The organism is Natrarchaeobaculum aegyptiacum (genome assembly GCF_002156705.1).
GTDB classification, from domain to species: Archaea; Halobacteriota; Halobacteria; order Halobacteriales; family Natrialbaceae; genus Natrarchaeobaculum; species Natrarchaeobaculum aegyptiacum.
Genome location: NZ_CP019893.1, coordinates 812094 through 838989 on the forward strand (window position 1 = coordinate 812094; position 26896 = coordinate 838989).

The following is a 26896-nucleotide window of genomic DNA, read 5'->3' on the forward strand; positions in this document are numbered from 1 at the left end:
CGGTCCGATTGGGAGTCAGTTGTGTCGTCTTCGTTCGTGGCGGATTTTGCCCCGTGGTCCTTCGGCGGAGGGGCATACCGGTCGCGGAGACGGTACGTTCGGTTGGCCGTCGAATACCGGTTGCGGATTCCGAGCGCAAATCCGTCTATCAGCCTCGATGGCTCGAGTGTACGAATGCCGCGATGTCGGTTCTGAACGCCTGCAACGTGGTGGCCAACGCTCGTCTGTCTGACTGGCTGTCGGTTACTCGTCTCATCGTCGTATTCCGACTCTCGTCGTGCATTCCCGTCGCTCCAGTCCATACTGACGCTGATGTCACGAATCGGTCCCTCGACAGCGTTTGGAGACGTTCTGGGTCCGGATTCAGGGTCGAACATACGTTGTGTGGTTAGTATCTCGACTCTCAATCCTGCGGTGTTGGACTACCGGTTGCACCAGCGACCAAATCGGGTGCGTTGGCGGTCGAGTGACGGCTATCGTTGTCTCCTTGGGCGGATTCAGTCACGTGTTTCGAGCTGTCCCGACCGATTGCGCTTGCGGCTTGCTCCGTCCACTGGAGGTAGTTGACTTCCCCGTCTTTCGTAAACACTGTCGGCGTCTCTCCGCCTCGCTTGAGGTTGTATCCGAGCGGGAGTTCGAGGGCGTCGTCGTTTGGCTTGAGCGAGAACGCCTCGTCTATTTCGAAGGTCCCCTCTTCTCCCGGGCTGATCGTCGTATCGACGCCTGGTCTGAAGAGATCGAGGTCTGTGTCCCTGATCAGTGACCCCGAGAAATCGATCGATCGGTCCGAGTGATTCCGAACGATCAGTTCGAAACTGTTCCGGGCTTCTGGAGTCCTGATGTCGGTAATGATGAGATCAGTGCGTTCGACTGTTCGTTTTTCGTATCGGTTGTAAAGCAGTAGCGTCACTACTCCCCAGAGTAGCCCGGCACAAAGTACGGGAACCCACCAGAGAGGTCGGTCGAAATACCACGTGACGACGCCGACGATGAGACCGCTGCCGATCGCGACAAGGAGACCGACGATCATCGCAAGGGTTCGGCTTTCTAACCCTCGAGTAAGCACGTATCCGACCCTAATCGATCCAAGTGTCGAAGACGTCTGTCGGCTCTTTCGGTAGCCTAACAACACCGCTCCGACTGCAAGCGGCCAGGTCAGTAGTATGCCAACGAACAGTATCGGTACCGTGATCCACCCAACGGCGTATGCCGCCGCCAATACGACAGCGACCGACAGGGCCGCAACCCACCCGCTGAGCATCGCTTTTGCCCACGTCGAGCACTGCTCCCAGCGCTGAAGGATCGTCTCACGGTTGTTCCGATACAAGAGGTAACAGCCACCGAGAAGGAGTCCGAACAGAAACGCCGTGAGGAAGGTGGTTTGCATCGGTACCAATTCCCTTCCCAAGACAGGTATCGTCACCAGTGGCGTGGTGTCGAACCATCCGAATACCCACAACCCCAGCGTCACCGCGACCGCGATCGCAGTCGCGAGTATCACAGCGGGAAGAACCGGCTTGATAAACTGGTTCACCGACGTTGCAACCGCTTTCTTTGCTTTTGTTGTGATCGTCATTGTCCAGTATTCTGCGCTCTGATCGATGCGTATTCCAATAGACCACGGCGACGGTGGTGCACACCGATTCGTAGCACTTCGGGCGAAACCGAGTGAATCCGACGCCATCGACGTCGCTTCTCCCCCCGCCCTACTCTCACCAGATGGGATCCTGCCCGCAGTATGGATACTCCACCACTCGAGCGTGCTACACTACTATTCATAGCCACGTTGCTAATATCATTATGTAAGAGAAATATAAATACTTTGGTATGGTCACAAAAATATTTATAGGTCAATACGAGCGATTGAACGGGTAGTGATGACGATCAGCCGATCGGTGGACGTAATAGAGACAATCATCATGTGAATAATCTATGCACTTATATCTATCTAATTAATCCTTGAAGAGAACGTATTAATGGGGAGTAATACACTACTATCAACTCGACGAATGGAACTCATCGTAAAATCACTCAGCCAGAAGGATGCCGGTCGCGGCCTCGCTGCAGTCGACGGAGCAGCGATGACTGAACTCGGTATTGAAAACGGTGATTACGTCTATATCAAGGGCGATCGCGGCGAGGTAGCCGCTCGCGTCTGGCCAGGATATCCCGAAGACGAGGAGTTGGGGATTCTTCGTATCGACGGACGGCTTCGGAAAGCAGTCGGCACCAATATCGATGACACCGTCGATGTGTCGGCTGCCGATCTCCCGGCTGCAACGATCCTCACTGTAACCGCTCCAGAGACACTGCGTGTCGACGGGGATCTTGCCCCCATCGTCAAGCGAAAGCTCAAAGGGCGGGCAATTGATCCCGGACAAACCGTCCACATTTCGCTCGCGCTTGGGCCCGGTTCGTCGGTCTCGAAACGACAGATCCCCATACAGGTCGCGGAAATCCAGCCAAGCGATACCGCCATCGTCGTCGAGTCGACGGAACTGAGCGTCGAAAAACGACCGGCCGAACGAGCGCAGGATCACGAGGAGTCGAGCGACGATCAGTTGGCGTCTGCGTCCCAGTCCGAATCACAGATCCAGACGGAATCGCCGGACATCACCTACGAGGACATCGGTGGCGTCGACGACGAACTCGAGCAGGTCCGTGAAATGATCGAGTTGCCGATGCGCCACCCCGAACTCTTCCAGCAGCTGGGGATCGATCCACCAAAGGGCGTGTTGTTGCACGGGCCGCCGGGAACAGGAAAAACACTCATCGCAAAGGCCGTCGCCAACGAGATAGACGCGTTCTTTACGGATATCTCTGGTCCGGAGATCATGTCACGATACTACGGTGAATCGGAAGAACAACTCCGGTCCGTTTTCGAGGACGCGACAGAAAACGCACCTGCGGTCGTCTTTATCGACGAGATCGACTCTATCGCACCGAAACGTGATGATACCAGCGGCGATGTCGAGCGCCGGATCGTTGCACAACTACTCTCATTGCTCGACGGTATCGAGGAGCGCGGTGAAGTCGTGGTTATCGGTGCCACCAACCGTCTCAATGCGATCGATCCCGCGCTCCGACGAGGTGGCCGGTTCGACCGCGAAATCGAAGTTGGCATTCCAGATCGAGACGGCCGCGAGGAAATCTTCGAGGTTCATACCCGTGGAATGCCCCTATCCAAGGAGATCGACCTCAGCGAGTACGCCGTAGATACCCACGGGTTCGTCGGTGCGGACATCGAACAACTCGCCAAGGAAGCAGCGATGCGGGCACTCCGTCGTGTCCGCCCGAATCTCGACCTCGAGGCGGATACGATCGACGCGGCGGCACTCGAAGCGATCCGTATCGAGGACCGTGACTTCCAGCACGCGATGAGCAGCGTCGATCCGTCCGCACTCCGTGAGGTGTTCGTCGAGGTGCCGGACACTTCCTGGGACGAGGTCGGCGGTCTCGAGACGACGAAAGAGCGACTTCGGGAGACGATCCAGTGGCCTCTCGCGTATTCACCCGTCTTCGACGAACTCCATCTCAGTGCGGCAAACGGCGTCTTGCTGTACGGGCCCCCAGGGACCGGGAAAACGTTGCTGGCCAAAGCCGTCGCAAGCGAAGCTCAGAGCAACTTTATTTCGGTCAAAGGGCCTGAATTGCTCAACAAGTACGTCGGTGAATCCGAAAAAGGAGTCCGAGAGGTGTTCGAGAAGGCTCGCTCGAACGCGCCAACGGTGGTTTTCTTCGACGAGATCGACGCCATCGCTGCCGAACGTGGGAGTGGTGGAGATGCTTCCGGCGTTCAGGAACGCGTGGTATCCCAACTGCTGACGGAACTCGACGGTCTCGAGGAACTCGAAGACGTCGTCGTGATCGCGACCAGCAACCGACCGGACCTCATCGACGACGCACTGTTGCGTCCGGGACGGTTCGACCGTCAGATCCACGTTCCGATACCAGACGAGCAGGCACGTCGCGAAATCTTTGCCGTCCACACGGCACACCGTTCGATCGGCGACGATGTCGAACTTGCCCGCCTCGCCGGTCGGACACAGGGGTACGTCGGCGCGGATGTCCAGGCGATCTGTCGGGAGGCCGCGATGGAGGCTGCACGGGAGTACGTCGATGGGGTGACACCGTCGGACGTCGACGACGGTGTCGGAACGATCACAGTGACTGCCGAGCACTTCGACCACGCGATCAAAAGCACGAGCTCGAGCGTCGACCAAGCGACGAAACGCCGATACGAGGAACTCGAGCGGAAGTTCAACTAAACGGTAGCGCGGAGTCCCCTTCCTCAAGCGCGAGCGAAGCGAACGGTAGGGAAGGGAGGAGCGCATTCGTATCACCTTCGAGGACCTAACGGACATCCGCGACCGAATCGGCGCGTCGTAGACGACAAGTGGGCGTTCCGAATGCGCTGCGAATACGTCGAATACAACGCCGAATCGGTTGGGGTCTCGGTGAAGCAAGTCGCGTCGGCGTACACGTCGAAGCGGTGCTCCGAGTGCGGATTCACAGAAATGCAAGGAGGAAGCCCACGACTTCGGTCGTGGGGTTACTGACTAATCTACTTGTTCCCATGGACCCCACTCGGAGTCACCGGGTTCGTCACCCTGGGTCCACCACCGGGCTTCCCACGTTTCGCCGTCGTGGCTAACCTGGTCTCCTTCGTTGTAGACCACATCAGGTCCCCATTCATCAGCGTCAGGTGAGTCGTCATCGTTACCACTGTCGTCGTCCTCGACGTCCACGACGTGTTCCCATGGACCCCACTCGGAGCTGCCGGGTTCGTCACCTTGTGTCCACCAATTGGCCTCCCAAACAGCACCATCGTGAACGACTTTATCGTCACTCACGTAGGTCTCATTAGAGTCCCACGCGTCGTGGACGGATTCATCACCGTTGTCGGGTTCGTCACCGTTGTCGGGTTCGTCACCGTTGTCGGGTTCGTCACCGTTGTCGGGTTCGTCACCGTCAAACTCAACATAGGAGCACGAATAGAACGCTTCCGGCGAATCGGACCGTTGCCAGACCGTGTAGATTACGTGCTCTCCACTGCGCTCAGGTACATCTACACCATCGATGGTTATTGTTCTATCAGGGCTAAAGGGATCAGTCTCGTGGATCAATTCCAGGTCATCCCATGCAAGCCGAGTGTCTGGGTTCCATCCATCCTTGGTGATGTAGATTTGGAAGTACTCGGTTTCGTGTGGCGCGGATGCTTCATAGGTAAGCGTCTGCTCACCAGGCTCTATCTCCGTTATCGGCCAGTCACCTGGTTCATTGAACGCTTCGTATTTATCGCGTGAGGCGCTACAAAGTTCACCATCATCAATGAGTTCCTGGTGGTTGCTGTCAGCGTCCAGGATATTTATTTCGTGCCAGTCATAGATTGCCTGCGGATTCTCCCCGTAGGCATATTGGCACATCTCGTTGTCCCCATCGTCTATGAAATTGCAGTAGTACGTCTGACTCGCTGGATCCTCCATGGATCCATGCGCAGCGGCCACCTGTACCGCAAAGATTCCGAGAACCATTACAAAAAGGGCCATTACCCCTATTTTGGCGATACGTGATCTCGTAACATGCGGCGCCCGATTACTTTTATTCGTATTTTTCAATGGTTTATTTGTAGTCATCGCGATTCAATTTTACATTGGATGGGTCAGTATATATTGTTTTGTATTGGAGATGGGAATGGAAATTAAGGTGTTTATTTCAGGCTAGTTTATCTCTGGTTGATCTATTTCTCGTGTGAACCCGTCCTCCGTGCTTTGTAGGTTCCGACGGCGACGTCGAAGAAGGGATCTTGGGCTGTGACCTCCTCTACGGCCTGACGGCCGTGGCATCCGGCCACCGGATGACCGGCCTGCCGAAGCAGGACGTTGCGGTTCCGACCCGCACTCAGAGGGAACCGGCAACATCTCGGACGACACAGTCCTCCGACGGTCCGCGAGAGTCGACTCTCGCTTGATACCGGCGAAACTCTCGTTTTCTCCCTCGCTATAGGGCTGTGGCCCGGTCACGCAGGCCCATCGGAATCGATGGCATTGCCGTGTGACGAGCAGACCGCGTTCGTCACCACCCCCTGTCCGTTGGGGGCCGGCGTCTCACCGATTCCGTAGCAGTTTCCAGTATATTGGGACCCGAGAAAAACCTTCGGTCGGTCATCCAGTCCGGCCACAGTACGGTGGTCTGTGTGTCCTGAGTGTCCGCTCGGCCCCCGCCTGTTCGTTCCTCGGTTCCGACGCTCTGTCAGAACACTCGTCACTCACGGGAAGGCGGGGGTGTGCGCTCGTATCTCTATCAGGCCTCGTCGGCGGCCATCTCACGAACGGCGTCCCACTTGCCCTCGGACTCGAGGTGTGACTGCAACTCGTCGGCGTAGCGCTGGGTGAGCCGTTCGGCGGCCTCGAGTTGTTCGGCGTGTGAGTCGCCACTGCCGCCGCCGAGGCCGAGTGCACCCTTGATCGAGTCGACGACGCTGCCGGAGCCGCCGGAGCCGCCGGAACCGCCCTGAGCACCACCCATGCCGCCCATCCCCGCCTGGATGTTGTCCAGTTCGGGGATGATCTGGTCGACCTGTTCGGTGTTGGCGACGATGCGGGCTCGCTCCGGGTCGCCGGGGTTTTCGATCTCGAACTCCGTCGCGGTCATGATCAGGCTCCACTGCTGGTTGGAAAACTCGGAGCCGTCGATCTGGCTGGCGAACTGCTGGTCGACGGTCATCCGATCGCCGACGATTCGATCGGTCCACGAGGAGTCGCTCATATCCGGTAGTTGGTCGGCTCTCGCAAGAGCGTTTCCCTCCGCACACCAGCGGACGCACCCGGAGACTCACTCGAGTCGTTCGGACGTCTCGGCGTACCGACTCGAGAGTTCGACGTAGCGGTCGGCGGTCGAGCGAAGACGTGGATCGTCGACTTCGGCTTTCGGTTCGGCCGGTGCGCCGGCGACGAGCGTGTTCGGTGGGACCTCGGTTCCCTCGGTGACGACGCTGCCGGCGGCGACGACGGCGCCTTCTCCGATCACGGCGCCGTCGAGGACGACCGCGTTCATCCCGACCAGCGCGCGTTCGCCGACCACCGCGTCGTGGACGATCGCGCTGTGACCGATCGTCGCGTAGGGCTCGAGTTCGGCGTCTTCGTGCATGACGGCGTTGTCCTGGACGTTCGCGCCCTCGCCGACGACGATCGTGCCGTGGTCGCCCCGGAGGGTCGTGTTCGGCCAGACGCTGGCGTCGGCTTCGACGATCACGTCGCCGATGACGACTGCGGCCGGGTCGACGTACGCCGAGTCGGCCACCTGCGGTTCCGTTCCGTCGAACGAGCGAAGCATACACGTGCCTGTCGCCGGCACGGTCTTCAACGTGCCTATCGTGGGGCGGTGTCGAGACCCAACCGACTCGAGGAGGATCACTGTCGCTGCCTGGACGGCTCAGCGGTGTCGACCCTACTTGCGTTGGCCACACCATTACAACTGACCCGCTCGCTTCTCAGAGTGCAGCGGGACGAATGCCTGCCCCGGCACCCACTCCGCTGCCACGTCCTCGACCAGAGACCTTGCCCAGCGAGCCTCCCATCCCACCTCAGAACCAGCACCGTCTCGAGGCTCGCTACAGCGATTTTTCGGCGTACAGTTCCGGTTTCAGCGCGTCGTGGACCTTACAGAGGTCGTCCGCGCGGTCGAAGATCTCCGCTGCGGTCTCCTCGTCGACGTCCGCATCGACGCTGACGTCGAAGGAGATCGCCTCGAGTTTGTCGTCGTCGTTCAGGTCGCCGGTGATGGCGATTTCGATCTGACCGAGGTCGTCGACGCCGCGTTGCTGGCCGGCCACCCGGAGGGCAGGGACGTAGCAGGAGCCGTAGGCGGCCAGCAGTGCCTCGAGGGTGTCTGGAGAGTCCTCGCCGGTTGCGTCGATATCGGTCTCGAACTCGCGGATCTCGTTCGTGGCGCTGTACCCTTCCTCGGAGATCGTGGTGACGGTCTTTGCCATGCCACTCGCGACGTCTACGGCGGGTGCAAAAACGTTTGGTGCCGGCACCCGATCCTCCGAACCGGAAAACGACGTACAGGGACCGCATGCGGTTGTTAATGCCCGATCTACAGTTCGAACGGCTCGTCTGCCTCGAGGACGTGGACCTCGGCGTCGCTGACCGCGGCCTCGAAGTCCGCGGGGTCCTGCTCGATCGGCGGGAACGTGTCGTAGTGCTGTGGGAAGGCGTGGTCGGCGCCGGTCCAGTCGACAGCGACGCCGGCCTGGGTCGGCCCCATCGTGAAGTGGTCGCCGATCGGGACGATGGCCGCGTCAGGTGCGAGGTGGTCGCCGATCACGTCTTTCATCTCCGACATCAGGGCGGTGTCGCCGGCGTTGTAGACGGTGGTCGAATCGTCGTCGGTCGGGTCGCCGTCGGCGATCACGAACCCGGCGGGCATCCCGCCGCTTGCGTCGTTTTCGGTCATGATGCCGTTGGTGTGGTCGGCGCGAACCATCGTCACGGTGGCGTCACCGCAGTCGACGGTCCCCCCGAGGTTCATCCCCATGCCGCCGACGGCGTCCTCGAAGCCGAACTCCTCCTGGCAATACGAGACGAGTTCCGGGGTGGCGACGAGCGTCGCGTCCGAGAACTCGCCAGCGTGAGCGATGTGGTCGGCGTGGCCGTGGGTCAACAACACGTAGTCCGGGTCGTCGACGTCGGCCGGTTCGAGATCGGTCTTCGGGTTGTCGAAGAACGGATCGATCAACAGGTCGGTACCCCCTACGGTGACGTGCCACGTCGAGTGGCCGTGCCAGGTGAGTTCCATGGCAGTACAAGCGTTTGGTTCTCGATATCTTAAATGTAGGTGGGCGACTGGGGGTTCTCAACGTAGACGAGGATGCGTCTCGCGGAGACGAAACCGTAGTGGAGACGTCGGGGGCCGTCCGTCGCACCGACATGGGCGATCGACCGGGGAGTACGATTCTGACCGAAATACACCGAATTGCACCGGTACCTCAGCGCCCGCTGCGGGTTGTACGATCACCACCCTTTATAGGGCGGGTCGGGAAACCCGGAAACGCCGCAGGCGACTGACACACCACGTATGCGGCCGATCGCAGTTGCGGTCGACGTTCGAGCGGCACGCCGTCGTCGACAGCGGGCCGACCGCACACCTCGGTCTGGCGGCCACGTGATGGCCGCAGTTCGACGACACCCTCGACGTCGTAGGCCACCGGGGACGCAGACGGCTGTCCCCCGCTGGCCTCGATCGCTACGTCCTCGAGTGACAGGTCACGAACTCGTGGCGTCCTCGAGCCGTGAGTCACGAACCAGGAGTTGCGACGCTGACCGCGTGATCACCGGCCCGGTCCCGTCGGTGTCGCGCTCGACGGCGCTGCGCTCGAGAGCCGCGATGCCGTGGCGTTTTTTACCCCCGACCCGTACGACGGGTATGCTCGCACTCACGCTCGAGGAGTTCATGGTCGAGTTGAACGAGGGGTCGATCAAGAACGTCGGACCGACGAACAAGTCGGCGACGGTCAAACTGTTCGACGTCGAGTCCGCCGAGGCCCGGGAGTTCGGCGACAAACGGGTCAAACTGGTCTTCGAGGACGAAGACGGCAACGAGGTACAGGTCTCGCTGTTCCCGGAGGACGTCCGAACGATCGTCAGCGACGTCGAGGCGCTCGAGGACGATTCGCCCGTGTTCGAGTGAGCCTCACGATCGCCGTGATCGCCGGAATCTCGACCGCTGGCCGGGTCTGGAACGGACACTGATCAGGCCCGTACACCGGTGGTCCCGTCCGCGTACGCGCTCGAGTCTAATTCGACAACCGTTTTAGGACGAACCTGCTTGAACCGAGTAGATGGGTAACTGTATCATCTGCGGCACGCCTGTCGACGGCGAAATCTGTGAGAGTCACGAAGAAGACGTTGTCTTCGAGTTTCGTGGCACTGCCCCCTCACAGCTGACCCCGGGTCGGTACTACCGGGGCACCGTCGACGGCTACGCCGACTTCGGCGTGTTCATCGACGTCGGAGATCACGTTACGGGACTGTTGCACCGAAGCGAACTCGACCAGCGACTCGAGAGTCTCGACTGGGAACCGGGCGACGAGGTGTACGTCCAGGTTCTCGACGTCCGCGACAACGGGAACGTCGACCTCGGCTGGTCGATCCGACAGCGCGAACGCGAGTTCCGCGGCAAACTGATCGACACCCCACAGGGCGAGGTTCGCCCCGAAGACCTCGAGGACGAGGACGAAGACGAGGGTGACGACCCGGTAGACGCCGCTGGCGACTCCCAGTCGACCGACGCCGAACCGTCCGAACCGGACGCCGCTCGAACGGCCACGGAAGCGGTCGCCGGCGGCGAGGGTGCCGTCGTGACCGAAACGGCCGCCCCGTCCGGCCCGGCGACCGACGACGCGGCAGACGCCGCTCCCGAAGCAGAGCCCGAACCGGCGCTCAAGCGCACGACGGTCGACGCCATCGGTTCGCAGGTCGGCTCCGTCGTCCGGCTCGAGGGCGAAATCACCGGCGTCCGCCAGACCAGCGGCCCGACCGTCTTCGAACTGCGCGACGAAACCGGCACCGTCGAGTGTGCTGCCTTCGAAGAAGCCGGCGTCCGCGCCTACCCGAGCGTCGAGATCGACGACGTCGTCGCCCTCGAGGGTGAAGTCGAGCGTCACCACGGCGATCTGCAGGTCGAAACCGAGACCCTCGACGTACTCGCAGACGAGGCTCGCGACGGGGTTCGCGACCGCCTCGAGAGCGCCCTCGAGAACGAGGCCAGCCCAGCAAACACCTCGCTGCTCGCCGAACACGCTCCCGTCGAAGCCGTCGACGAGGAACTCACCGAGGCCGCGACGGCGATCCGTCGTGCGGTGATGGAGGCTCGACCGATCGTGGTGCGCCACTGGGCGACCGCCGACGGCTACGTCGCCGGTGCCGCCATCGAACGGGCCGTCCTCCCACTGATCCGCGAGAAGCACACCCGCGATGACGCCGAGTATCACTACTTCGAGCGCCGACCGCTCGACGGGCGCGTCTACGACATGGACGCCGCGACCGACGACGTCACCTCGATGCTCGAGGCTCGCGACCGCCACGGCGAGCAGATCCCGCTGGTCGTCCTCGTCGACACCGGCGCGACCGCGGAATCCGTCGACGGCTACGAGTTCCTCTCGATGTACGACGCCGAGGCGATCGTCATCGACGACAGCCGTGCTGACGATGAGATCACCGACGCCGTCTCGGTCGCTGTCACCCCCTCGCTCGCCGACGCCGACGTCGCCGACCTGACGACGACCGCGCTCGCGGCGAACGTCGCCGCACAGGTCAACGACGACGTCCGTGAGGACCTGGAGCACCTCCCCGCAGTCAGCTACTGGGAGGACGCCCCCGACGTCTACACCGACCTCGCGAGCGACGTGGGCTACGACGAGACCGCCATCTCCGAGCGCCGTGAGGCCATCGCACTCGAGGCCTACTACCAGTCCTACAAGGACAAGCGTGAACTCGTCGCCGACCTGCTGTTCGACGGTGAACGCGACGGTGACCTCGCCGCTCACGTCTCCGAGCAGTTCCGCGCGAAACTCGAGACCGAACTCGAGACTGCCCAGGAGAACGCGACCATCCGTGGGCAGGACGGCGTTACCGTCACGCTGCTCGACACCGACGCGTTCACCCACCGATACAACTTCCCGACGACGGTCCTCTTGCTCGACGAACTCCACCGTAGCGAGCGCGACCGTGCCGGGTCGCCGTTCGCCACCCTCGGCGTCGGGACGGACGAACTGCACGTGCGAACGACCGAGACCGTCGACGTCCGCGACCTCGGTGACGAGATCGCCGCGGCCGTCCCCGACGCTGGCGTCGGCGTCGTCGGCGGTGCAGACGGCTACGTCGAGTTCCTCCCCGGCGAACGCGACGCCGTACGCGACGCTGCGATCGACGCTCTCGTCGAGACGCTCGCGTAAGGTCAGGCTCACGAGTTCCGTTCTCCGACCGCAAGCCCTCGAGTGACGACGCTGTCGGCGGCGCTGTAGGAGGATACACGCCGTGAGATCACAGCACCGTCGTGTATGTCGGTAACAACCTTCTCACTCGAGCGCGTACACCGCTTATGGAGACGGCCAGCGATCCAGGAGGCCGGTTTCGCGAGAACCTCACCGAGATCACGGCCTTGCTCGTGACCGGTGTCTGGCTGGCGCTGCTCCTGTCGCCCATCGGCGGCAGTGCGTGGCTCGTCGCACTGCTGGTCGGATATCTCGTCGTGGTCCCGATCGTCGCGCTGTTGTACGGCGACGAACTCGACCGCAAGGAGTGGTGGGACGACTGGGTCGGCGATATGCTGTACTGGTACGACGAGTCGGATCTCGAGGACGATTCCGACGGGGTGCAGACGGCGCAGACGGCACAGACGGCGGATTCGGCCAGCGATCCCACGACCCGGGAGGCACTCGAGACGCTACGCGCCCGGTACGCCGGTGGCGAGTTGACCGACGAGCAGTTCGAGCGGAAACTCGACCGGTTGCTCGAGACGGAGACGCTCGAGGACGCAGAACGGTGGCGGCGGAACGCCGAGCTGGAGAGGGGTTCGGGCGAGGCAGCTTCCGGACCGGCTGACGCGCGGGGTCGGGACGACGAACTGGATCGGAACCTCGAGCGGGAGTCGTAGGCGACGACACACTCGAGTGGTTCGTCGATTGGCGCGCCGGGTGAGCGACCACTGTGGGGTGTGCCCTCACTCGAGAGTCCGACACGCTTATTCACCGCGCGGGCCCACCTGTCGACAGTGAGTACCGAGACGCCCGATTCCGACGCGGAGCCCACGGAGACCGAGGCGTTCCGTCGGGTCTGTGAGACGCTGGTCGACCGCATCCTCGCGGGCGAGATCGAGCGCGAGGAGGTCGAAAAGGCCAAACTCGAGGCCTGTTCGGAACACTCGGCCCCGAAGGTACCCAAGAACTCGGAGCTGCTGGATTACGCGCCGGAAGAACACCGCGAGGACCTGGAAGCCGTGCTCCAGCGCAAGCCAGTTCGGACCGCCTCGGGGGTCTCGCCGGTCGCGATCATGACCAGCCCGGAACGGTGTCCCCACGGGAAGTGTCTGTACTGTCCCGGCGGGCCCGATTCGGAGTTCTCGAGTTCCCAGAGCTACACGGGCGAAGAACCCGCGGCCGCACGCGGGGTCCAGAACGATTACGATCCCTACGGGCAGGTGACGCTGCGACTCGAGCAGTTGCGCCAGATCGGCCACCCCGTCGACAAGGTGGAGTTGATCCTGATGGGCGGGACGATGACCGCGCGCAGTCACGACTATCAGGAGTGGTTCGTCAAGCGCGCGCTCGAGGCGATGAACGACTACGACGTCGAGAAGGAACCCGAACCCGCGGAGGGCGTCAGTTTCGCGGAGGACCCCGAGGAGTACGAGTGGAAGTACGTCGAGGACGTCATCACCGAAAACGAGACGGCGGACGTGCGCAACATCGGGACGACGTTCGAGACGAAGCCCGACTGGTGCGATCCGGAACAGATCGACCGGATGTTAGATCTCGGCGGGACGAAAGTCGAAGTTGGCGTCCAGACGACCTACGAGCGGATCAATCGGGAGATGCACCGCGGGCACGGCGTCAAGGAATCGATGGAGGCCAACCAGCGGCTTCGGGATGCCGCGTTCAAGGTCGGCTTCCACATGATGCCCGGCCAGCCCGGGATGTCGAAAGAGATGTGTCTCGAGGACTTCCGGCGAATCTTCGAGGAAGAGGCCTGGAAGCCAGACTACCTGAAGATCTACCCGACGCTGATCGTCCGCGGGACGGCGACCTACGACTGGTGGCACAGGGGTGAGTACGAGCCACTGGACAACGACGAGGCCGCCGAACTGGTGGCGGAGATCAAAGACATGATCCCGCGGTACACGCGCCTCCAGCGCGTCCAGCGGGACATCCCGGCGGACTTCATCGACGCTGGCGTCTGGAAGTCGAACCTCCGGCAACTCGCGCGCCAGCGGATGGCCGACCACGGCTGGGAGTGTGAGTGCATCCGGTGTCGCGAGGCCGGAATGAACGACGAAGAACCCGAGAAGGTCGAACTCGACGTGATGACCTACGACGCCTGCGGCGGGACGGAACACTTCATCTCCTTCGAGGACTTCGACCAGGACCTCCTGATCGGCTTCTGTCGGCTCCGGTTCCCGAACGACCCCGTGCGACCGGAACTCGAGAACGCCGCCCTCGTCCGGGAGTTGCACGTCTACGGTTCGGAGGTCGCGATGGGCGACGAGAGCGAAGACGGGAGCGGTCAGCACCAGCACCAGGGCTATGGCCAGCGACTGATGAACCGCGCCGAGGAGCTGGCTGCCGACGCCGGCTACGACAAACTCAGCGTCATCTCGGGCATCGGCGCGCGCGAGTACTACCGCGAGAAGTTAGGGTACCACCAGGACGGCCCGTACGTGAGCAAGCGGCTGTAGCGCAGGGCACGCTGTTTTCCCACCCGTCAGCACCGCTCGCCCCAGTCGCGCCAGTCGAGGTCGTCGTGCAGTCGCACCTCCACCTCGAGACTGCAGCCCGGGCAGAAGAACGCGACCCCACGTCGTCCCGGTTCGAACTCCTCCCACTCGTCGTGGGCTTCACAGCCGACGCGGAGGCCCTGCTCTTCGCCCTCGAGGTCCTCGATCCGGTACGGTCCGACGGCACCGAGTGTGTCCGGCTGGCTCATATCCCGTGGTTCGTCGTCGCCGACCGTAACACCGTTGGGAGCGCTCGACGGGTCGATGGCAGGTCCGTCGGCGCTTCGAAAGCGAACCGCGTCAGAACCCCAGTACCTCGTCGATCAACACCAGCTGGGTGCGGTCCTCGACCCGCTCGTACTCGAGCGAGACCAGTTTGTCGACGACGCGACCCTGTCCGCAGACGACCCATTCCGAGCACTACGAGGACAGGTCGTCGAAGCGCGAGTCGGCTGGGGAGGACGAGACACGAACGGAGTGAGTGCCTCGAGGATGCGAACGGAGAACGGAATGACCGTAAGTGGTGAGTCCCGGGTGGGACTGAACGGGGCCGGTGCGTCGAGCACGAACGACACGAGTGCGATCCTCGGAAGCCACAGCTCGTGAGCGGAGCGAGCGAGAACGTCTCCCGCTGATCGCGGTCGCTGGTGGCCGGTAGCACCGCAGGTGAGCGAACCCGATGAGCGAGCCGAGGCACGTACCTCGGCAGCGAGCTCGAGCGGGACAGGGGGCTTTCGAGGTGTTCTCGAGCAATTCTACCGATACTCGAGTACGGATACTATATCGAATTCCGAAAAACACCGATAGAGGTGAGAGACGATCAGGCGAACTCGAGCGGCGAACGACGGCGAGTTACCAGAACTGGTCGAGCCCGGACTGGCGTCGACGTTTGCCGGCGGGATCGGCGATCCAGGGGGTCCGGCGCTCGCGTTCGGCCTCGAGGTCGACATCGGTTTCGTCACCCGGCTCGTGGGCCGGACAGGCTGGCCCACACTCCGACCCGGCGTCGACGACCCGACCGGCCCAGTCACAGTAGGGGAGCGTAACCTCGCTCGAAGGGGCGTCGTCCCCCAGCTGACAGTTCCCACAGGCTGGCAGGCCGAACGTCCGCCAGCCCTTGCCGTAGGCTCGCTCGGCGAGTCGACGACGTGTGCGAGCTTTGTCGTCGGCGTCGACGATTTCGACGTCGGTCCGGCCGGGGTTGGCCTCGAGCGGTTCGACGCCCGGCCGATCGACCGGCAGTGGCTCGGCTTCGCGAACGACCTCGATTTCGACCTCGAGGGCCGATGCGGTTACAGACGGATCGGCGTCGGCGGACTCGCGATGGACGCGCCAGACGCCCACCTCGTCAGGGATACGATTCAGGTGCGCCCGCGTCACGTAACTCTCGGTCGCGAGGACGACCTCGTCGACCAGCGCGAGGCTGACGTCCGTCCGCAGCTGGGACTCGAGGTCGCCGGGCCGGCCGAGGTCCGGCTTGTTCTCGATACCGCGAATGCGTCCGTACCAGTCGGGGTAGCGCGCGACCTGTCGGACGTACTCCCGGCCGTTGCGAAGCTGTGATTCGAAGAAGCCAATCTCGAGGGCGCGTTCGGTGGCTCGCCGTGCACGGTCGGGATGGCAGTCGAAGGCGTCCTTCCAGTACCGGGCCCGGCCCGGGCCGACGGCGGACTCGATGGCCGTATCGGGGATCGCCGCGCTCGTGAGTTGCGGTCGCTCGTCGAACTTCGGGCCCGGCTCGACGCAGACCACGTCGAGGATCCGACCACCGGGGTCGGCCACGCTCGCGCCCAGCTGACGGGCCACGACGCCCTCACAGCGGGTCTCGAGGTGGGCACACAGCTCGAGTTCGAACGCGAACTCCGACACGCTCGAGGGGAGGGGCGGTGGGGAAAAAAGGTGTGTGGTTGGTGGATGGTCGGTGGTTACTGGTCGGAGGTGGAAGGTCGCGGGTAGGGGTCACAGATGGTGAATCGCCGGTGACGACACCGATCTCCACTGGTACAAGCCTCGAATTCGGACGAACAGTTAATCGCCACGAGCGGCTTTACTCGACCATGTGGACGCGACGGACCGTCGTCGAGGCGACGGCTCTGGCCGGGGTCGGCCTGCTCGCTGGCTGTCTCGAGGACGACGAGGAGTCAGCCGACGAGCCACCGGAAGACGACGACGCGCCAGCGGACGCCGACGAAGGCGGACAGACCGACGACCTCGAGGCGGCCATCGCCGACCACGACCCGGTCGATCGGACCGACGCCGAGGAGGTGACGATCGACGTCGCACCCGACGGCGAGTTGCGATTCGACCCCGAGGCCGTCCTGGTCGAGCAAATGACGACCATCACCTGGCGCTGGCCGGAACCCGGCTACGAGATCTACCCGATCGAGAGCCCAGACCAGTGTGGCTGGGCAGGGGACGACCACGGCTCGGGTCACTCCTGGGAGTTTCCGTTCGTCGGGACCTACGAGATCGGCTGTACGACGCCCGACGACGAGGAGTTCACCGGCCACCTGTTCGTCACGGAGGGGTGACCGAAGTCGGCCCGGGTATCGCCCGGTCCCCTGATGAGACGGACTGACGAGCCGCTGATGCCGACTCGAGACTCTCGTCGGACCGGGGTACTGTCAGGCAGTCGTGAACGCCCGACGGGAGGTGGGCCCAGAACAGTAGGTTTTTAAAGCGCACGGCGGAAGTTCTACTCAAGATTACTCATCGTCTTATGGCAGGAACCCAACAACCGGAGGTGAACATCGGACTCGTCGGCCACGTCGACCACGGCAAGACGACGCTGGTGCAAGCGTTGAGTGGCTCGTGGACGGACCAGCACAGCGAAGAGATGAAACGCGGCATCTCGATCAGGCTGGGCTACGCGGACGCGACGTTCCGTCGCTGTCCGGACGTGGACGAACCCGAGTGTTACACCGTCGAGCAGGAGTGTCCGGATGGCAGCGAGAGCGAGCCGCTTCGGACCGTGTCGTTCGTCGACGCCCCGGGGCACGAGACCCTGATGGCAACGATGCTGTCTGGCGCGTCGCTGATGGACGGAGCCGTGCTGGTGATCAGCGCCAGCGAGCCCGTTCCACAGCCCCAGACCGAAGAGCACCTGATGGCGCTCGACATCATCGGCATCGACAACATCGTCATCGCCCAGAACAAGGTCGACCTCGTCAGCACCGATCAGGCCCGACAGAACTACGAGGAGATTCAGGAGTTCGTCGAGGGCACCGTCGCCGAGGACGCCCCCGTCGTCCCCGTCTCCGCGGGCCAGGAGGTCAACCTCGACCTGCTGATCGACGCGATCGAACGAGAGATCCCGACGCCCGACCGCGATCCCGACGCCGACGCCCGGATGCACGTCGCCCGGAGCTTCGACATCAACAAACCCGGTACCACGGCGGAGAACCTCTCCGGCGGCGTTCTCGGCGGCAGCCTCGTCGCGGGCGAACTCGAGGTCGGCGACGAGATCGAGATCAAACCCGGCCGCGAGGTCGAAGAGGGTGGCCAGACCGAGTACGTTCCGATCGAGACGACGATCCGATCGCTGCAGGCCGGCGGCGAAACCGCCGACACCGTCACACCCGGTGGCTTACTCGGCGTCGGCACCGGACTCGACCCGTCGCTCACCAAGGGTGACGCCCTCGCGGGCCGCATCGCTGGCCCGCCCGGCAGCCTCCCGCCGACCTGGCAATCCTTCACGATGGACGTCGACCTGCTCGACCGCATCGTCGGGAGCACCGAGGACGCGACGGCCGCCGCCGATGGCGGCGACGGCACGATCGACGAAATCTCGACCGGTGAACCCCTGATGATGACCGTCGGCACGGCGACGACCGTCGGCGCAGTCACCAGCGCCCGCGAAGGCGAGTGTGAGGTCTCGCTCAAACGCCCCGTCGCAGCCGAACCCGGCGCGAAGATCGCCATCAATCGCCGAATCGGTGCTCGCTGGCGGCTGATCGGACTGGGAACCTTACAGGGCTGAGCCGAGTATGAGCACGCGGGTCGCCCTCGACACGAGCGCGCTGATGATGCCGGTCGAACTCGACGTCAGGCTGTTCGACGAACTCGAGCGATTACTGGATTCGTTCGAGCCGATCACCCCGCAGTCGGTCATCGAAGAGCTTCGACGGCTCTCCGAGAAGGGTGGCACCGAGGGAACGGCCGCGAACGTCGGCCACGATCTGGCGACCGAGCGCTGTCTCGTCGTCGACACCGAGGCGTCGTACGCCGACGACGCGCTGGTCGAACTCGCCCGCGAGGGGACCGTCGACTACGTCGTCACCAACGATCGGCCGCTCAGGGACCGCGTGCTCGAGGAGAACAGACCGGTAATTGCATTACGCGGGAGAAACAAGTTAGCGATCACTCAACCATAGATGTACAAACGGGTCAGATTGAAGGATACGGTGGAAGTACCGCCGGAGGAGCTGGGCGACGTCTCGCCGGACCTCGTCAAGAAGCTCCTCCAGGACAAACTCGAGGGTCGGATGGACGAGGAGGTCGGCAGCGTCGTCTCCGTCACCGAAGTCCACGACATCGGTGAGGGGACGGTCCTGCCGAACCGACCGGGTGTCTACTACGAGGCCGACTTCGACGCGGTCACGTTCGACCCCCATATGCAGGAGGTCGTCGACGGAACGGTCGTCGAGGTCGTCGAGTTCGGTGCGTTCGTCGGGATCGGTCCCGTCGACGGACTGCTCCACGTCTCCCAGATCAGCGACGAATACCTCGCGTTCGACGGCGAGAATCAACAGCTGTCCTCGAACGAGTCCGACCGCGCACTCGGCGTCGAAGACGCCGTCCGCGCGCGGATCGTCACCAAGAGCATCGACGAACGAAACCCCCGTGACTCCAAGATCGGACTCACGGCCAAACAGCCGGGCCTCGGCAAGCACGGCTGGCTCAAAGAAGACCACGAGAAACAAGAAGCAACCCCGGGTGAATAACCATGGCATCCAATCGGCTCGTCTGTCGGGAGTGTCACCGCGTCAACGATCCCGACAACGAAACCTGCGACGCCTGTAACTCCTCGTCGCTCACCGAAGACTGGGCGGGATACGTCGTCATCGCCCACCCCGAAGACAGCGCAATCGCAACCGAAATGCAGGTCACCGAACCCGGCGCGTACGCGCTGAAAGTCCGGTAACCGTGACGCGCAATAGCAACGATACGGGCGGCGAGAGTGACGAAGGCGACGAACCGCGGGAGTATCAGCCGCTGCTCACCCTCCCGAAAGACCTCCGCGGCGACCTCAAAGACCCCATGGGGCCGATCGAGACCGAAGCCGACGCCTTGCTCGCCGAACTCGAGGGGCCACTCATCGCGGTCGGAGACGTCGTCACCTACCACTTCCTTCGGGCCGGCCACACGCCGGACGTCGCCGTCGTCGACGAACAGACGAAGCGCTCGGCAGTCGACGACGAGATCCGCGAGACCGTCGCAGACGACGTCCAGCTCGAGGCCGTCAACCCGGCCGCCGAGATTTCGGTCGACGTCCTCGAGGCCCTTCGAGAAGGACTCGAGACCGACGAGCCGACGACGATTCTGGTCGACGGCGAAGAGGACCTCGTCGCGCTTCCGGCAATCGTCGCCGCGCCAGCTGGTGCGAGCGTAGTCTACGGCCAGCCCGACGAGGGGATGGTCCACGTCGTCGTCACCGAGGACGTTCGGGGACGGGTTCGAGACCTCCTCGAGCGCTTCGACGGCGACACCGAACGGCTGTGGGACCTGCTCGAGGGTGCAGGAAACGGCTAGCGATCTCGATTTTCGTCCGTATCACTCGGCGCGAGCGCCAGTGGCGTAACATGCGTTCGGGTGAAAGAACCTATGCTCCTTCACGTCGTACGACGAGGTATGGGAGATTCAGAGTCCTCGGGCCGCACCGACGCACACCCCGGAGACGGAATCGAGGCGTGGGTGGCAGAGACCACCCCTGCAGAACGGGTCAAGGAGGTGATCCGGCACGCGTACACACCGGTGTCGGCGAGCGAGGTTGCAGACGAGGCCCAGACGACGCCGAAGACTGCACGGAAACACCTCGAGTCGCTTTCGACCGACGGGTTCGTCGCCGTCGACGGTGACGACCAGGGTGGAAAACGGTATCGCCGCTCACCCGAGTCACTGGTCGTCGCTCGCGCGAATCGATTGCTGTCGGACCTGTCGACGACGGACCTCACGGAGCGTGTGACGGAGATGCAAGCGACGATTCGTGAGTACCGATCCACGTACGGCGTCGACTCTCCGGAAGAACTCGCAGTCGCGCTCGGTGCCGAGGCGCTCGAGGGTGAAGAGGCCGCGGACGACGCCGTCGACGTGAGCGTAGTCACTGAGTGGCAAACGACGCAGCGAAACCTGGCGTTCGCTCAGGCAGCGCTCTCGATCGATCAGGCGACCGAGCACGTCGAAGAGGGGCGGTCGGGGTCGGTCGCGAACTCGTGACGGTGATGGGAGCCGACGACGGCGGCGACGACAGCGAGGACCACGATCCGTCGTCACACAGACTCCGGGGCCCGATCGACGCCGACGCGCTCGTCACGACTCGCGGTGTCTTCGATCGAATGCTACCGCTTTCGGAGACGAATCTCGACGATCCGGTCGATCCGACGGTACTCACCGTCGAACTGACCCCGGGAGTGGCCGAAGACGTGACCGGCCGGTTCGACGTCCAGTGGACGACTGCAGACGACTACAAGTACCACTACACGGAGCCCGACCTCGACTTCCGCTGGGGCCGCCACCCTCACGGTAGAACGTACGACGTCCCCGGAGACGCACACTCCCACCCGCCGCCGGCGGCCTCGAGTGACCCCTCCGTGGTCGAACCGTCCCAGTTTCGCGTCCACCGGCCAGCGATCGTGACCAGAGGTGTGATCACGAACTGGGAAGCGGCCGTCGAAAACGGACTCGAGGTGCTGAACGAGCCGGAGTAACTGGAAAAGTATCCGACGCTGCTGAGGTCGATTTGGACGTACCGACGACGACACTACATGTATCGGCCGTCACCACGTACCTGAACACCATGAGCGACGGCACCGATTCGAAACGGGAGACCGTTACGTCGTTCGGTGCCGCCGCCGACGACTACCTCGAGAGCGCAGTTCACAGACAGGGTGCGGATCTCGAGCGGGTCGCGGACTGGTGTTCGGACGCGACGCAGGTCCTCGACATCGCCACGGGCGCTGGACACGTCGCCGGTGCGGTCGCCGCCCGCGGTGTTTCACGCGTCGTCGCAGCCGACGCTGCACCGGAGATGGCCGCAACCGCCGAAAGCGAGTTCGACGGTGTCGAGGGAGTGATCGCAGACGCCGAGGCACTCCCGTTCGCCACCGGGGCGTTCGACGCTGCGACCTGCCGGATCGCGGCCCATCATTTCCCCGATCCGGAGGCATTCGTCTCCGAAGTCTCGCGGGTGCTCGAGCCGAACGGCACGTTCGCCTTCGAGGACAACGTCGCGCCGGCCGACGACGACCTCGACGCGTTCATCAATCGCGTGGAGCGACTGCGCGATCCGACGCACGTGCGCTCGTACCGGACGAATCGCTGGATCGAGTTGCTCGAGGCGAACGAATTCGTCGTCGAGGACGTCCACCACGTCCGGAAGACCCTCGAGTTCGACGGGTGGATCGACGCCCAGTCCGTGGGCGACGACCGCCGTGGAGAACTCGAGTCGATCCTCCTCGCGGCACCCCCCGAAGCGACGACGGCGTTCGAGATCGACGTCGAAGACGGGCAGGTTCGATCGTTCGCGAATCACAAGGCCCTGATCCGGGCCAGACGGCTCGAGTAGGCTACCCGAGACGGGAGTACCCGGAACGAGTTACTCGAGGACGGTGTGCTCGAGCGTCCCGATCCCCTCGATTGCGAGTTCGACGCGGTCGCCGTCCTCGAGGAACTGCCGGAGCTCGAGTCCACAGCCCTCGCCGACGGTGCCGCTGCCGATGACGTCGCCGGGGTACAGGGTTTCGGACTGTGAGAGGTGTTCGACGATGTCGCCGAAGGAGTGGTACATCTCGTCGACAGTGCCCTCGGACCAGACGTCGCCGTTGACGCGGGCGGTCATCGGCGCGGCGAGCACGTCGACGTCCTCGCGCGGGACGAGGTAGGGACCCAGACCGTTCGCGAAGTCCTTGCCCTTCGCCGGCCCGAGTCGGCCACCCATCTCCTCGCCCTGAATGTCGCGAGCGCTGAAGTCGTTGAACACCGTGTAGCCCGCGATGTGCTCGTCGGCTTCGTCAGCAGGAATGTCCCGGCCTCGCTTACCGATTACGGCCGCAATCTCGAGTTCGTAGTCCATCAGGTCGGAGTAGGCGGGCCACTGGACGGTCTCGCCGGGATCGACGACGCTGTCGGGGTTGCCCTTGTAGTAGACCGGCAGGTCGTACCAGACGTCGGGGACGTCGCCGTCCATGCTGTTCTGGACGTGCTCTTCGATGGCCATGAAATCGCGCAGCGAGTTGGGTCGTGGAAGGGGCGCACGAAGCTCGTACTCGCCGGGTTCGTAGCGCAGTGTCGCGCCACCGGGACCTCGCTCGGCGTCAGTTTCGGCCGCGTAGGCGAGCGCCTCGCGCGCGTCGTCGATGGCCCGGTCGCCGCGTGCCAAGAACGCGACCATCTCCGGGGGGACGTGGGCCTCGGCGAGTCTGCGAGGAGCGGGTTCGCCCTCGGCCGCGAGGGCGGCCGCGTAGGCGGCGGTGAGATCCACGAGGGTGGCCTCGCCTGCGGCGTGGCTGTCGCTCGACTCGTCGACGGCACCGATGCGCTGGACGGGTCCGGTCTGGGCCTCGATTTCGAAGGTCGCAAGTTTCATGTCTCACCCTCCGATTCGCGCTCTTCGACAAAAGCAACCGGGCGAACCCAGCCGCCGCTTGCATCCTCGATTGAGATGGGGAAGGCGACGATCGGTACGTCGGTCTTCCGGGGCAGCGCGTCGAGGTTCGCCATCTTCTCGATCTGGCAGTACTCGACCTCCCGACCCGCGAAGTGCGCGGGCCACAGTTCCGACTCGTCGCCGGTCTCGGCGTAGCGCTCGCCCATCGCAGTGAAGGGCTTGTCGAAGCCGTAGGCATCCGTCCCGATCACCCGGACACCCTGCTCGACGAGGAATTTCGTCCCCGCAGCGCTCATCCCCGGGAACTGCGTGAGGTACTCGGGCGTCCCCCACAGCTCGTCCGCGCCGGTCTGGATCAGGACGATCTCGCCCGGCGAGAGGTCGTGCTCGAGCTCTGCGAGTGCCTTCTCGAGGTCCGGGACCGAGATCTCCTCGCCGGGGTCCATCCAGCGAAAGTCGAGGACGACCGCCGAGCCGCGACACCACTCGAGGGGGACCTCGTCGATCGTCTTTGCCGGTTCGCCGTCGACCTCGGGGCCGTAGTGCCACGGGGCGTCCATGTGGGTACCCGCGTGGGGGATCACCTCGAGGTCCTCCCAGGCCAGCCCCATGCCCCCGGGGAAGTCCTCGCCGTCGACGTCGTGGCCCATCGCCTGCAGGTTCTCCGCGAGGCGATCGGCACCGGCCTCGTGGCCGAAGTGATCGATCGTCGGCGGCTCGGGTTCGCTCGCGACGCCGTCCTCGAGGCCGATGCTGAGGTCGATCAGGTCGACCCCCTCGGCCGTGAGCAGGTTCGGGTCGTGCATACCTGACACTCCGCAGGCACGACCTTAGCTGTGGGTGACGTCCGCAAGGTGCGACCTGATCCACTGGCTGGTACGGGAGGGAGGATATTTACCGACTGACGAGAACCTGCAGAATATGTACGACTTCGTCGTGGTCGGCGTCGGCCCCGCCGGGGCGCGCTTTTCGAGGCGCGCCGCCGAACGCGGGTACGACGTCCTCGCCCTCGAGAAAGGCGAGATCGGCACGCCACTCGCGTGTTCGGGACACGTGAGTACGGATATCTGGTCGATCACGGGCCCGGGGGCGCGCGAGGAGCTGTTCCAGAACGAGATCTACGGCGCGCGCTTCCACGTCGGCGGGCCACAGAGCCGCGCCTATCCCTTCTACAAGCGCGAGGTGGCCTCGAACGTCATCGACCGCGTCGGCCTCGACAGGCACCTCGCGGATCTCGCACGCGAAGCGGGCGCCGACGTCCGCGATGGATACACCGTCACCGGCGTCACCGAGCACCGCGACGGCGTCGAGGTCGTCGCGAACGGCCCCGACGGCACCGAGACCGTCGAGAGCAAACTGGTCGCCGGCTGTGACGGCCCGCGCTCGCGGGTCCGGGAGGAACTCGAGCTCCCCCAGCCCGACGAGTTGCTCCACGGCGTGCTCGCGTTCTCCGAGGAGGAAGACCACCAGGACTTCGTCGACGTCCACCTCACCGCGCCGACCTTCTTCGCCTGGCGCATCCCCCGTGGCGACGCAGGCGTCGAGTACGGGCTGGCAGCCCCACCGGGCGTCCAGGTCACCAGACACTTCGAGGAGTTGATCGACGGCTACGAAATCGACGTCTCCCACCGCTGTTCCGGCGCGATTCCGATCGGACCGCCCGAGCGCGTCACCTCGAGCCGGGGCTTTCTGATCGGCGACGCGGCGGGCCAGACCAAGCCGTTCACCGGCGGGGGGATTCTCTACGGGACGACGGCGGCCGACCACGCCGCCCGCGAGATCGACCCGGATCGGCCGGAGACCGTGGTCGACTACGAACGCGCCTGGCGGAACGACCTCTCGCGCGACCAGCGACTCGGGCACCTCCTGCGGCAGGCGTACTCCCTGCCGGAACCGGTCCAGCGGATCGGCCTGCGCGCGCTTTCGGGCGAGATCGGCGTCCACATGGACCGGCCGACGTCGCTCGTCTCGCCGGCACACCTCCGGGCGCTGGTCTCGAGGCTTCGGCCGTAGGGACGGAGAACCGGTAACCCACGCCGACTGCCGACAGACCGAAGGTCGCGGTGACGAAAGCAGCAGCCGATGACTGGACGGCGACCGGCAGTAGTCGCGCGTGTCGGGCGCGCGTTAGAGCGGCTGGGGATCATCTCAGCCGACCGGTTCGGCCCGACGGCGGATCTGGCGGGGCCGCGCATCGTCACCGGCTTCGCGATCATGTCGAAGCAGACGGCCGACCTCGCGATGGTTGGGATGGCGGTCGGCACCGCCGGGACCGCCGGGCTGGCGTTCGCGCTGGCCTACTGGGAGATCGTCGTGATGATCGGGCTCGGACTGGCCGGCGGGACCGTCTCGCTCGTCTCGCAAAACTTCGGCGGCGAGGAAGACGAGCGCGCCTCGCTCGTCGTCACCCAGAGCGTCTTCCTCGCGGTGGCCGTCGCACTGCCCATCGCCGCGGCGTTTGCGCTCGCCGCCGAGTCGCTCGTGGGACTGTTCGCGCTCGGCCCCGGCGCACTCGAGGGCGAGGGCGGTGCTGCGGCGATCGGTCACGGGGCGACGTACCTCGTGTTCGTCGCGCCGGCGGTCCTGTTCGAACTGTTGAACCTGATCGCGAGTCGGACCTACACGGGGGTCGGCGATACGTTCACCGAGATGGTGATCCGGGCTGGCGGGGCGGTGCTCAACGTGATCATCAGTGCAGTACTCATCTTCGGCGTCGGCATGGGCGTCGCCGGCGCGGCGATCGGAACGACCGTCTCGACCGGCGTCGTCACTATCGTGCTGGCCTGGGGGATGGTCGGCCGGTCCTACGGCGTCCTCGGGATGGAGCCGAGCCCCGTTCCGATCACCCGGGCTGGCCTGCGGCTCGAGCCCGGCTTACTGCGTCAGATCGCCGAAATCTCGACGCCGGAGATCGGCCGCCGACTGGCCCAGGGGATCGCCGTCTTCCCGCTGCTGTGGATCGCGGCGACGTTCGGTCCGGTGATCGTCACGGCGTTCGAGGTCGGCCGGCGGGTCCGGAGCCTGATCAACAGCGTCAACTGGGGGCTCTCGCTCGCGGCGAGTTCGCTCGTCGGCCAGCAACTGGGCGCGAACGACGAGGCCGAGGCGGGCGCCTACGGTGCGGCGATTATCCGGCTCTCGACGGTCGTCTACACCGGTCTCGCGGTCCTGGTGGTCGTCTTCGCCGAGCCGATCGCGAGCCTCTTCGTGGGCGACCCCGCCGAGGTCGCTCAGGCCGGCGCGTTCGTCGCCGTCGCCGCCGTCAGCTCGGTCGGGTTCGGGATCGACGGCGCGGCAGCGGGCGCGCTCCTCGGGGCCGGCGACACCCGGCTACCGTTCGTCGCCTCGCTGGTCGGCCGCTACGTCTTCGCCATCCCGGTGGCCGCGCTCGGCCTCGTGACGCCACTCGGCGTCGCCGCGCTCTATCTGGCGTTCCTGCTCGAGGCGTACGTCCCGGGCGGGATCAACTACTGGCTGTTCAGGCGTGGACGCTGGAAAGCCGTCAGTCGACGGTACCGACCGTCGGCGGAGTCGGGGACCGACTGACTCCGTCTGGAGGTCCGGTAACGGGCAACC

The 26896-nt window shown here is 64.2% G+C and carries 27 protein-coding genes and 1 pseudogene; 17 read left to right on the top strand and 11 right to left on the bottom strand.

The genetic code is table 11. The features are described from left to right. Positions 1-403: 403 nt before the first annotated feature. The gene (locus B1756_RS04045) at positions 404-1576 is read right to left on the bottom strand and encodes a hypothetical protein (RefSeq protein WP_086887389.1); all 1173 of its coding nucleotides are present in this window, start codon (positions 1574-1576) and stop codon (positions 404-406) included. Between the two features lie 433 nt (positions 1577-2009). Here B1756_RS04045 and B1756_RS04050 point away from each other — a divergent pair, with 433 nt between their 5' ends. Together B1756_RS04050 and B1756_RS20130 are read left to right on the top strand one after the other, a co-directional pair. Continuing rightward, complete coding sequence (locus tag B1756_RS04050) at positions 2010-4268, top strand: CDC48 family AAA ATPase (protein WP_086887390.1); 2259 nt, start codon at positions 2010-2012, stop codon at positions 4266-4268. Between the two features lie 70 nt (positions 4269-4338). Further along, positions 4339-4514, top strand: a pseudogene (locus B1756_RS20130) (zinc ribbon domain-containing protein); the annotation flags it as partial. 45 nt (positions 4515-4559) lie between these two features. Here the strand turns inward: B1756_RS20130 and B1756_RS20165 are convergent. From B1756_RS20165 to B1756_RS19320, 6 genes are all read right to left on the bottom strand, one after another. After that, positions 4560-5534, bottom strand: a complete 975-nt coding sequence (locus B1756_RS20165; protein WP_161493141.1) for a lytic polysaccharide monooxygenase — start codon at positions 5532-5534, stop codon at positions 4560-4562. Between the two features lie 769 nt (positions 5535-6303). Next, positions 6304-6768, bottom strand: a complete 465-nt coding sequence (locus B1756_RS04065) for a DUF5799 family protein (protein WP_086887392.1) — start codon at positions 6766-6768, stop codon at positions 6304-6306. A 66-nt stretch (positions 6769-6834) separates the two neighbouring features. Beyond that, positions 6835-7335, bottom strand: a complete 501-nt coding sequence (locus tag B1756_RS04070) for a gamma carbonic anhydrase family protein (protein WP_086887393.1) — start codon at positions 7333-7335, stop codon at positions 6835-6837. A gap of 277 nt (positions 7336-7612) precedes the next feature. Beyond that, positions 7613-7993 (bottom strand): OsmC family protein, encoded by a 381-nt coding sequence (locus B1756_RS04075; RefSeq protein WP_086887394.1) that lies wholly within the window; start codon positions 7991-7993, stop codon positions 7613-7615. Between the two features lie 107 nt (positions 7994-8100). Next, complete coding sequence (locus B1756_RS04080; protein WP_086887395.1) at positions 8101-8802, bottom strand: metal-dependent hydrolase; 702 nt, start codon at positions 8800-8802, stop codon at positions 8101-8103. Between the two features lie 467 nt (positions 8803-9269). Beyond that, positions 9270-9443, bottom strand: coding sequence for a hypothetical protein (locus B1756_RS19320; protein WP_161493142.1), 174 nt, complete (start codon positions 9441-9443; stop codon positions 9270-9272). On the opposite strand from B1756_RS19320, the gene B1756_RS04085 reads away from it, so the two are divergent. The 4 genes from B1756_RS04085 to B1756_RS04100 all read left to right on the top strand — a co-directional run bounded on the left by B1756_RS04085 (position 9430) and on the right by B1756_RS04100 (position 14457). Continuing rightward, complete coding sequence (locus B1756_RS04085) at positions 9430-9693, top strand: hypothetical protein (RefSeq protein ID WP_086887396.1); 264 nt, start codon at positions 9430-9432, stop codon at positions 9691-9693. The genes B1756_RS19320 and B1756_RS04085 overlap by 14 nt on opposite strands. 151 nt (positions 9694-9844) lie before the next feature. Then, a complete protein-coding gene (locus B1756_RS04090; protein ID WP_086887397.1) occupies positions 9845-11959 on the top strand; it encodes a DHH family phosphoesterase in 2115 nt (704 codons plus the stop codon). Between the two features lie 146 nt (positions 11960-12105). Further along, on the top strand, positions 12106-12660 hold the full coding sequence (locus B1756_RS04095) for an SHOCT domain-containing protein (RefSeq protein ID WP_086887398.1): 555 nt from the start codon (positions 12106-12108) through the stop codon (positions 12658-12660). 117 nt (positions 12661-12777) lie between these two features. Beyond that, positions 12778-14457: a tRNA uridine(34) 5-carboxymethylaminomethyl modification radical SAM/GNAT enzyme Elp3 gene (locus B1756_RS04100; protein ID WP_086887399.1), complete on the top strand. Its 1680-nt coding sequence runs from the start codon at positions 12778-12780 to the stop codon at positions 14455-14457. A gap of 26 nt (positions 14458-14483) precedes the next feature. Here B1756_RS04100 and B1756_RS04105 read toward each other — a convergent pair whose 3' ends face one another. Then, complete coding sequence (locus B1756_RS04105; protein WP_228434462.1) at positions 14484-14705, bottom strand: hypothetical protein; 222 nt, start codon at positions 14703-14705, stop codon at positions 14484-14486. Positions 14706-15348: 643 nt separating this feature from the next. Then, positions 15349-16365: a DUF5787 family protein gene (locus tag B1756_RS04115; RefSeq protein ID WP_086887401.1), complete on the bottom strand. Its 1017-nt coding sequence runs from the start codon at positions 16363-16365 to the stop codon at positions 15349-15351. Positions 16366-16553: 188 nt separating this feature from the next. Here B1756_RS04115 and B1756_RS04120 point away from each other — a divergent pair, with 188 nt between their 5' ends. The 9 genes from B1756_RS04120 (at position 16554) to B1756_RS04160 (ending at position 22279) form a co-directional block, all read left to right on the top strand. Further along, positions 16554-17027 (top strand): cupredoxin domain-containing protein, encoded by a 474-nt coding sequence (locus B1756_RS04120; RefSeq protein ID WP_086887402.1) that lies wholly within the window; start codon positions 16554-16556, stop codon positions 17025-17027. A gap of 188 nt (positions 17028-17215) precedes the next feature. Further along, positions 17216-18475 (top strand): translation initiation factor IF-2 subunit gamma, encoded by a 1260-nt coding sequence (locus tag B1756_RS04125; protein WP_086887403.1) that lies wholly within the window; start codon positions 17216-17218, stop codon positions 18473-18475. Between the two features lie 7 nt (positions 18476-18482). After that, the gene (locus tag B1756_RS04130; protein ID WP_086887404.1) at positions 18483-18869 is read left to right on the top strand and encodes a PIN domain-containing protein; all 387 of its coding nucleotides are present in this window, start codon (positions 18483-18485) and stop codon (positions 18867-18869) included. Further along, the gene (locus B1756_RS04135) at positions 18870-19439 is read left to right on the top strand and encodes a DNA-directed RNA polymerase (protein WP_086887405.1); all 570 of its coding nucleotides are present in this window, start codon (positions 18870-18872) and stop codon (positions 19437-19439) included. A gap of 2 nt (positions 19440-19441) precedes the next feature. Continuing rightward, on the top strand, positions 19442-19639 hold the full coding sequence (spt4, locus tag B1756_RS04140; RefSeq protein WP_086887406.1) for a transcription elongation factor subunit Spt4: 198 nt from the start codon (positions 19442-19444) through the stop codon (positions 19637-19639). Between the two features lie 2 nt (positions 19640-19641). Further along, positions 19642-20247 (top strand): GTP-dependent dephospho-CoA kinase family protein, encoded by a 606-nt coding sequence (locus B1756_RS04145; RefSeq protein ID WP_228434464.1) that lies wholly within the window; start codon positions 19642-19644, stop codon positions 20245-20247. Positions 20248-20346: 99 nt separating this feature from the next. Further along, positions 20347-20931, top strand: coding sequence for a DUF7342 family protein (locus B1756_RS04150; protein WP_086887407.1), 585 nt, complete (start codon positions 20347-20349; stop codon positions 20929-20931). Positions 20932-20936: 5 nt separating this feature from the next. Then, the gene (locus tag B1756_RS19325; protein WP_161493143.1) at positions 20937-21422 is read left to right on the top strand and encodes a toxin-antitoxin system TumE family protein; all 486 of its coding nucleotides are present in this window, start codon (positions 20937-20939) and stop codon (positions 21420-21422) included. An 89-nt stretch (positions 21423-21511) separates the two neighbouring features. Continuing rightward, positions 21512-22279, top strand: a complete 768-nt coding sequence (locus B1756_RS04160; RefSeq protein ID WP_086887409.1) for a methyltransferase domain-containing protein — start codon at positions 21512-21514, stop codon at positions 22277-22279. Positions 22280-22309: 30 nt separating this feature from the next. On the opposite strand, the gene B1756_RS04165 is transcribed toward B1756_RS04160, so the two are convergent. Beyond that, the gene (locus B1756_RS04165) at positions 22310-23299 is read right to left on the bottom strand and encodes a fumarylacetoacetate hydrolase family protein (protein ID WP_086887410.1); all 990 of its coding nucleotides are present in this window, start codon (positions 23297-23299) and stop codon (positions 22310-22312) included. Next, positions 23296-24126: a cyclase family protein gene (locus B1756_RS04170; protein ID WP_086887411.1), complete on the bottom strand. Its 831-nt coding sequence runs from the start codon at positions 24124-24126 to the stop codon at positions 23296-23298. The genes B1756_RS04165 and B1756_RS04170 overlap by 4 nt, the downstream gene beginning before the upstream one ends. A gap of 115 nt (positions 24127-24241) precedes the next feature. Between B1756_RS04170 and B1756_RS04175 the strand changes: the two genes are divergently transcribed. Together B1756_RS04175 and B1756_RS04180 are read left to right on the top strand one after the other, a co-directional pair. Next, positions 24242-25333, top strand: coding sequence for a geranylgeranyl reductase family protein (locus tag B1756_RS04175; RefSeq protein WP_086887412.1), 1092 nt, complete (start codon positions 24242-24244; stop codon positions 25331-25333). Positions 25334-25402: 69 nt separating this feature from the next. Beyond that, positions 25403-26866, top strand: a complete 1464-nt coding sequence (locus B1756_RS04180) for an MATE family efflux transporter (RefSeq protein ID WP_086887413.1) — start codon at positions 25403-25405, stop codon at positions 26864-26866. The last annotated feature ends 30 nt before the right edge of the window (positions 26867-26896 follow it).

Coding starts and splice junctions, on each gene's coding strand:
- B1756_RS04085 (WP_086887396.1), top strand. CDS start 9,430: ATGCTCGCACTCACGCTCGAGGAGTTCATGGTCGAGTTGAACGAGGGG.
- B1756_RS04105 (WP_228434462.1), bottom strand. CDS start 14,705: ATGAGCCAGCCGGACACACTCGGTGCCGTCGGACCGTACCGGATCGAG.
- B1756_RS04180 (WP_086887413.1), top strand. CDS start 25,403: ATGACTGGACGGCGACCGGCAGTAGTCGCGCGTGTCGGGCGCGCGTTA.
- B1756_RS04130 (WP_086887404.1), top strand. CDS start 18,483: ATGAGCACGCGGGTCGCCCTCGACACGAGCGCGCTGATGATGCCGGTC.
- B1756_RS04080 (WP_086887395.1), bottom strand. CDS start 8,802: ATGGAACTCACCTGGCACGGCCACTCGACGTGGCACGTCACCGTAGGG.
- B1756_RS04075 (WP_086887394.1), bottom strand. CDS start 7,993: ATGGCAAAGACCGTCACCACGATCTCCGAGGAAGGGTACAGCGCCACG.
- spt4 (WP_086887406.1), top strand. CDS start 19,442: ATGGCATCCAATCGGCTCGTCTGTCGGGAGTGTCACCGCGTCAACGAT.
- B1756_RS04045 (WP_086887389.1), bottom strand. CDS start 1,576: ATGACGATCACAACAAAAGCAAAGAAAGCGGTTGCAACGTCGGTGAAC.
- B1756_RS04170 (WP_086887411.1), bottom strand. CDS start 24,126: ATGCACGACCCGAACCTGCTCACGGCCGAGGGGGTCGACCTGATCGAC.
- B1756_RS04175 (WP_086887412.1), top strand. CDS start 24,242: ATGTACGACTTCGTCGTGGTCGGCGTCGGCCCCGCCGGGGCGCGCTTT.
- B1756_RS04090 (WP_086887397.1), top strand. CDS start 9,845: ATGGGTAACTGTATCATCTGCGGCACGCCTGTCGACGGCGAAATCTGT.
- B1756_RS04050 (WP_086887390.1), top strand. CDS start 2,010: ATGGAACTCATCGTAAAATCACTCAGCCAGAAGGATGCCGGTCGCGGC.
- B1756_RS04150 (WP_086887407.1), top strand. CDS start 20,347: ATGGGAGATTCAGAGTCCTCGGGCCGCACCGACGCACACCCCGGAGAC.
- B1756_RS04095 (WP_086887398.1), top strand. CDS start 12,106: ATGGAGACGGCCAGCGATCCAGGAGGCCGGTTTCGCGAGAACCTCACC.
- B1756_RS04160 (WP_086887409.1), top strand. CDS start 21,512: ATGAGCGACGGCACCGATTCGAAACGGGAGACCGTTACGTCGTTCGGT.
- B1756_RS20165 (WP_161493141.1), bottom strand. CDS start 5,534: ATGGTTCTCGGAATCTTTGCGGTACAGGTGGCCGCTGCGCATGGATCC.
- B1756_RS04125 (WP_086887403.1), top strand. CDS start 17,216: ATGGCAGGAACCCAACAACCGGAGGTGAACATCGGACTCGTCGGCCAC.
- B1756_RS04065 (WP_086887392.1), bottom strand. CDS start 6,768: ATGAGCGACTCCTCGTGGACCGATCGAATCGTCGGCGATCGGATGACC.
- B1756_RS04120 (WP_086887402.1), top strand. CDS start 16,554: ATGTGGACGCGACGGACCGTCGTCGAGGCGACGGCTCTGGCCGGGGTC.
- B1756_RS19325 (WP_161493143.1), top strand. CDS start 20,937: ATGGGAGCCGACGACGGCGGCGACGACAGCGAGGACCACGATCCGTCG.
- B1756_RS04070 (WP_086887393.1), bottom strand. CDS start 7,335: ATGCTTCGCTCGTTCGACGGAACGGAACCGCAGGTGGCCGACTCGGCG.
- B1756_RS04165 (WP_086887410.1), bottom strand. CDS start 23,299: ATGAAACTTGCGACCTTCGAAATCGAGGCCCAGACCGGACCCGTCCAG.
- B1756_RS04135 (WP_086887405.1), top strand. CDS start 18,870: ATGTACAAACGGGTCAGATTGAAGGATACGGTGGAAGTACCGCCGGAG.